Raw genomic sequence first — 4,291 nt, forward strand, 5'->3', positions numbered from 1 at the left:
TACGAGCACGCCAAGGCCCGTGGGGCCAAGATCTATGGCGAGATCATCGGCTACGCCGCCAATTCCGATGGCCACGACATGGTCGCCCCCTCCGGCGAGGGCGCAGCCCGCTGCATGAAGCTGGCCATGGCCGGCCTCGGCGGTCGCAAGATCGACTACCTCAACCCCCACGGCACCTCGACCCCGGTCGGGGACCTGAAGGAGATGGAGGCGGTCCGCGCGGTGTTCGGGGACAAGGCCCCGGCGATCTCGTCCACCAAGTCGCTGACCGGCCACAGCCTAGGGGCGGCCGGCGCGCAGGAGGCGATCTATTCGCTCTTGATGCTCAATAACGGCTTCCTGGCCGAGAGCGCCCACATCGAGAACCTCGACCCGGCCTTCGCCGACATGCCGATCCTGCGCAAGCGCGAGGACCGTCAGGTCGAAACGGTGATGTCCAACAGCTTCGGCTTCGGCGGCACCAATGGCGCCCTGGTGATGGGCCGGATTTGATCTTCCGCCCGGCGATCGCCGCCGACCTGCCTGCCATCGTCGCCCTGTTGGCCGATGACGCCCTGGGGGCGGGCCGTGAGGACCTGACCGACCTCGAGCCCTACGCTGCGGCGTTCGCCCACCTCGACGCCAACACCCTGCTGGCGGTCGCCGAGATCGACGGCGTGGCGCGCGCGACCCTGCAAATGACCGTGATCCAGGGCCTGTCCAATCGCGGCCGGCGCTTCGCCCTGCTGCAGGCCGTGCGGGTGGATTCAGCCCTGCGCGGACGCGGCGTGGGCGCCGCCTTCATCGCCTGGGCGATGGACCAGGCGCGGGCGCGGGGCTGTTCGGCGATCGAGCTGTTCACCCACGAAAGCCGCGAGGCGGCGCAGCGATTCTACGCCCGGCTGGGCTTCGCCCCCAGCCATGTGGGGATGCGTAGGACGCTGTAGAGCGCTTGCGTCCCCGCCGCGCTCCGTCCAAAACCGCACCAGACAAACGCAGGGAGATGCGCGTGGCCGAAGAATATCAGATGCCCAAGGGCGAACTGATGAAGGGCAAGAAGGGGATCGTGACCGGGGTCGCGAACCACCAGTCCATCGCCTGGGGCATCGCCTGCCAGCTGGCCGCCCAGGGCGCCGAGATCGCGTTCCTGCACCTGCCGGGCATGGAGCGCCGGGTCGAGCCGCTCGCCGCCCAGCTGGGTGTGAAGGTCTTGGCCGCCGTGGACGTGACCGACGACGCCTCGATGGATGCGGCCTTCGAGACCGTGAAGGCCGCCTTCGGGACGATCGACTTCTTCGTCCACTCGATCGCCTTCGCCAACAAGGATGAGCTGAAGGGCTCGTTCGTCGAGAACACCACCCGCGAGGGCTTCCTGCGGGCCATGGACATCTCGGCCTTCAGCTTCGTCGACTGTTCGCGCCGGGCCTCGGCCATGATGCCGGACGGCGGCTCGATCATCACCTTGACCTATATGGGCTCCGAGCGCGCGATCCCGAACTACAACACCATGGGCGTCGCCAAGGCGGCCCTGGAGGCGGCCACCCGATACGCCGCGCGCGACCTCGGCCCCAAGGGCATCCGGGTCAATGCGCTCTCGCCCGGCGCCATGCGCACTCTGTCTCTGGCCGGCATCTCCGGCGGCCGCGGCATGCTCGCCAAGGGCCGTTCGCTCTCGGCCATGAAGGAGGACACCTCCATGGAGGGCGTCGCCGGCGCCGCCCTGTGGCTGCTGTCCGACCTCGGCAGGTCCACCACCGGCGAACTGATCCACGTCGACGCCGGCTTCCACATCATGGGCTTCACCGAGGACGACGAGGGCTGAGGCTAAGCCCTGCCGAACCCTCCCCCCAAAGGGGCGAGGGCTTTTCAGCGCGACGCCCTGGACGCGGGCCCTGGATCGTCGGCATATCGCGGCCATGAGTTCAGATGCGGACGTGATCATCGCCGGGGCCGGCATGGCCGGGGCGACCCTGGCCCTGGCCCTGAAGCAGGGCGGGCTCGAGCCGCTGCTGATCGACCCGGTGATCTTCGACGACCAGTTGGCGCCCAGCTTCGACGGCCGGGCGTCCGCCATCGCCTATGCCAATTTCCGCCAGTGGCGGGCGCTGGGCCTGGCCCCGGACATCGAGCCCCACGCCCAGCGGATCGAACAGATCCTGGTCACCGACGCCACCGCCCCCGGCGCGGCCTCAGGCGCGCCCCTGCCCTTCTTCCTGCGGTTCGATTCCGACGAGATCGCCGACCGCAGCGACGGCGAGCCCCTGGGCTATCTGCTGGAGAACCGCCGCACCCGCGCCGCCCTGGCGGCCGCCGTGGCCCGGGCGGGGATCACCGTATTGGCGCCGGCCCGGGTGTCGGGCGTCAGCTTCGACGCCGCCGGCGCCCATGTAGCCCTGGCCGACGGCCGAGTGCTCAAGGCCCCGCTGGTGGTGGGCGCCGAGGGTCGGTTCTCGCCGGTGCGCGAGGCGGCGGCCATTGGGTCGATCGGCTGGGACTATGGCCAGACGGGCGTGGTGGCCACGGTGCGGATGGCCCGGCCGCATGAGGGCGTGGCCCACGAATATTTCCTGCCCGGCGGGCCCTTCGCCATCCTGCCCCTGACCGACAACCGCGCCAGCCTGGTCTGGACCGAGAAGACCGACCGGGCCAAGGCCCTGGTCGCCGCGCGGCCGGAGATCTTCCACGCCCACCTGGCCCGCCGCTTCGGGGCGTTCCTGGGCGAGGTCACGGTCGAAGGGCCGGTCTTCGCCTATCCACTGGGCCTGCAGCTGGCGGAGCGGTTCTACGCGCCGCGCGCGGTCCTGCTGGGCGACGCCGCCCACGGCAACCACCCGATCGCCGGCCAGGGACTGAACATGGGTCTGAAGGGCGCCGCGGCCCTCGCTCAAGTGCTGGTCGACGCCCACCGGCTGGGCGAGGACATCGGCTCGGAGGTGGTGCTGGAGCGCTACGCCCAGTGGCGCCGGTTCGACACTGTGATCCTGTCGGCCGGCATGGACGCCTTCGTCCACCTGTTCTCCAACGACAATCCGCTGCTGCGGATCGCGCGTGGGATCGGCATGTCGGTGGTCAACCGCATCGCACCGGCGCGGAAGATGTTCATGCAGGAAGCCGGCGGGGCCCTGGGCGACCTGCCCCGCCTGCTGAGGGGCGAGGCGCTTTAAGCCGTTCGCACCGCCTCGAAATTGAGGATCTGGTCGCCGGCCCGGGGCCCACGGCCGGGCCGGTAATTGGCGCAGACCGTGATCTCGGCGAATCCCGCCGCCCCCAGGGCGAAGCGGAACTCCTCCATGCCCCACAGCCGGTAGGCGAAGCGTTCGATCTCGGTCTCGACCAGCCGCCCGTCGCGCCAGCGCTCATAACGGTCGTGATGCACCCGCCTCTGGCCGATCACGTCGGTCTCCGCGCGGCTGGAACGCAGGGTCAGGAGATCGCCATTGACCGCCGTCCAGCTCCGCTCCGGCGCCTGGCCGTCAAAGGCGCTCATGGGCGGCAGGTCGACCAGCAGCCGACCACCCGGCTCCAGATGGTCCCGCAGCCGCCCCAGGGCCTCCAGGGCTTCGTCGAAGCGATCCAGCAGCATGAAGGAGCTGGCCGGGACGATGATCGCCGCGAACCGCCGCCCCAGGGCCAGGTCCTGGAACCGGGCCTGGGTCAGGGTGGGGGCGAGGCCACGGGCCGCCGCGCGCTCCCCACAGATCGCCAGCATCTCCGGCGAATGGTCGAAGCCCTCGACCGCGATCCCCGCTTCCAGCAGCGGGATCATCAGGCGGCCGGTCCCTACCGCCGCCTCCAGCACGGGACCGTCGCGCTCGCGCAGGCGGGCGATGTAGTAGGGGATGTCGAACAGGGCGCCGGTCGGCTTGTCGAGGTCATAGACCTCCGCGCAGAGCCGGCCGTAGCGGTTGGTCGCCAGGGTGTCTTGGGCTGTCATGTCGTCTCGCATCACGCCGGGCGCGGCGGGGCCGCCCCGGTGAAGGTCCAGGCAGACGCGCAAGGGGTCATCCAGGCGCGTCACGGAAGGTGCGGACGTGGGTCGCCTGGGATCAGGCGGCGGCGGTCCGCTGGAGATGCAGGACGGTCATGGGGCCTCCTCCGACAGGGATCAGGCCCGGACGGTGGGCCTGGGTTGAGGGGCTGTCAATGCAGCGGCGGGCGGGACGCCTCACCCCTCCAGCGGCCGCGCCTCTTCCGGCAGCATGATCGGCACGCCGTCGCGGATGGGATAGGCGAGCTTGGCCTGGCGGCTGATCAGCTCGCCGGCCTTGCGGTCATAGTCCAGCGGCCCGTGGGTCAGGGGACAGACCAGGAT

General features: G+C 70.4%; 5 protein-coding genes and 1 pseudogene. 4 read left to right on the forward strand and 2 right to left on the reverse strand.

Annotated features, from left to right (window positions below):
- The 4 genes and pseudogenes from Q7P21_RS19585 to Q7P21_RS19600 all read left to right on the forward strand — a co-directional run.
- A pseudogene (locus tag Q7P21_RS19585) lies at positions 1–492 on the forward strand (beta-ketoacyl-ACP synthase I); the annotation flags it as partial.
- Entirely contained in the window at positions 489–926 is a 438-nt protein-coding gene (locus Q7P21_RS19590; RefSeq protein ID WP_304179981.1) for a GNAT family N-acetyltransferase, read from the forward strand. The pseudogene Q7P21_RS19585 and the gene Q7P21_RS19590, both read left to right, overlap by 4 nt.
- Before the next feature lie 62 nt (positions 927–988).
- A complete protein-coding gene (locus tag Q7P21_RS19595) occupies positions 989–1,801 on the forward strand; it encodes an enoyl-ACP reductase (protein WP_304179983.1) in 813 nt (270 codons plus the stop codon).
- Positions 1,802–1,895: 94 nt separating this feature from the next.
- Positions 1,896–3,143 carry a UbiH/UbiF/VisC/COQ6 family ubiquinone biosynthesis hydroxylase gene (locus Q7P21_RS19600; protein ID WP_304179985.1) on the forward strand — a complete coding sequence of 416 codons (1,248 nt, stop codon included), beginning with the start codon at positions 1,896–1,898 and terminating at the stop codon, positions 3,141–3,143.
- On the opposite strand, the gene Q7P21_RS19605 is transcribed toward Q7P21_RS19600, so the two are convergent.
- A complete protein-coding gene (locus Q7P21_RS19605; RefSeq protein WP_304172356.1) occupies positions 3,140–3,913 on the reverse strand; it encodes a bifunctional 2-polyprenyl-6-hydroxyphenol methylase/3-demethylubiquinol 3-O-methyltransferase UbiG in 774 nt (257 codons plus the stop codon). The two genes, Q7P21_RS19600 and Q7P21_RS19605, sit on opposite strands and share 4 nt — an antisense overlap.
- Before the next feature lie 231 nt (positions 3,914–4,144).
- Positions 4,145–4,291: Trm112 family protein (locus tag Q7P21_RS19610; RefSeq protein ID WP_304179987.1), on the reverse strand; the 147-nt coding region annotated here is incomplete at its 5' end.

Source organism: Phenylobacterium aquaticum (genome assembly GCF_947378715.1).
GTDB lineage: Bacteria > Pseudomonadota > Alphaproteobacteria > Caulobacterales > Caulobacteraceae > Phenylobacterium > Phenylobacterium aquaticum_A.

Coding starts and splice junctions, on each gene's coding strand:
- Q7P21_RS19600 (WP_304179985.1), top strand. CDS start 1,896: ATGAGTTCAGATGCGGACGTGATCATCGCCGGGGCCGGCATGGCCGGG.
- Q7P21_RS19605 (WP_304172356.1), bottom strand. CDS start 3,913: ATGACAGCCCAAGACACCCTGGCGACCAACCGCTACGGCCGGCTCTGC.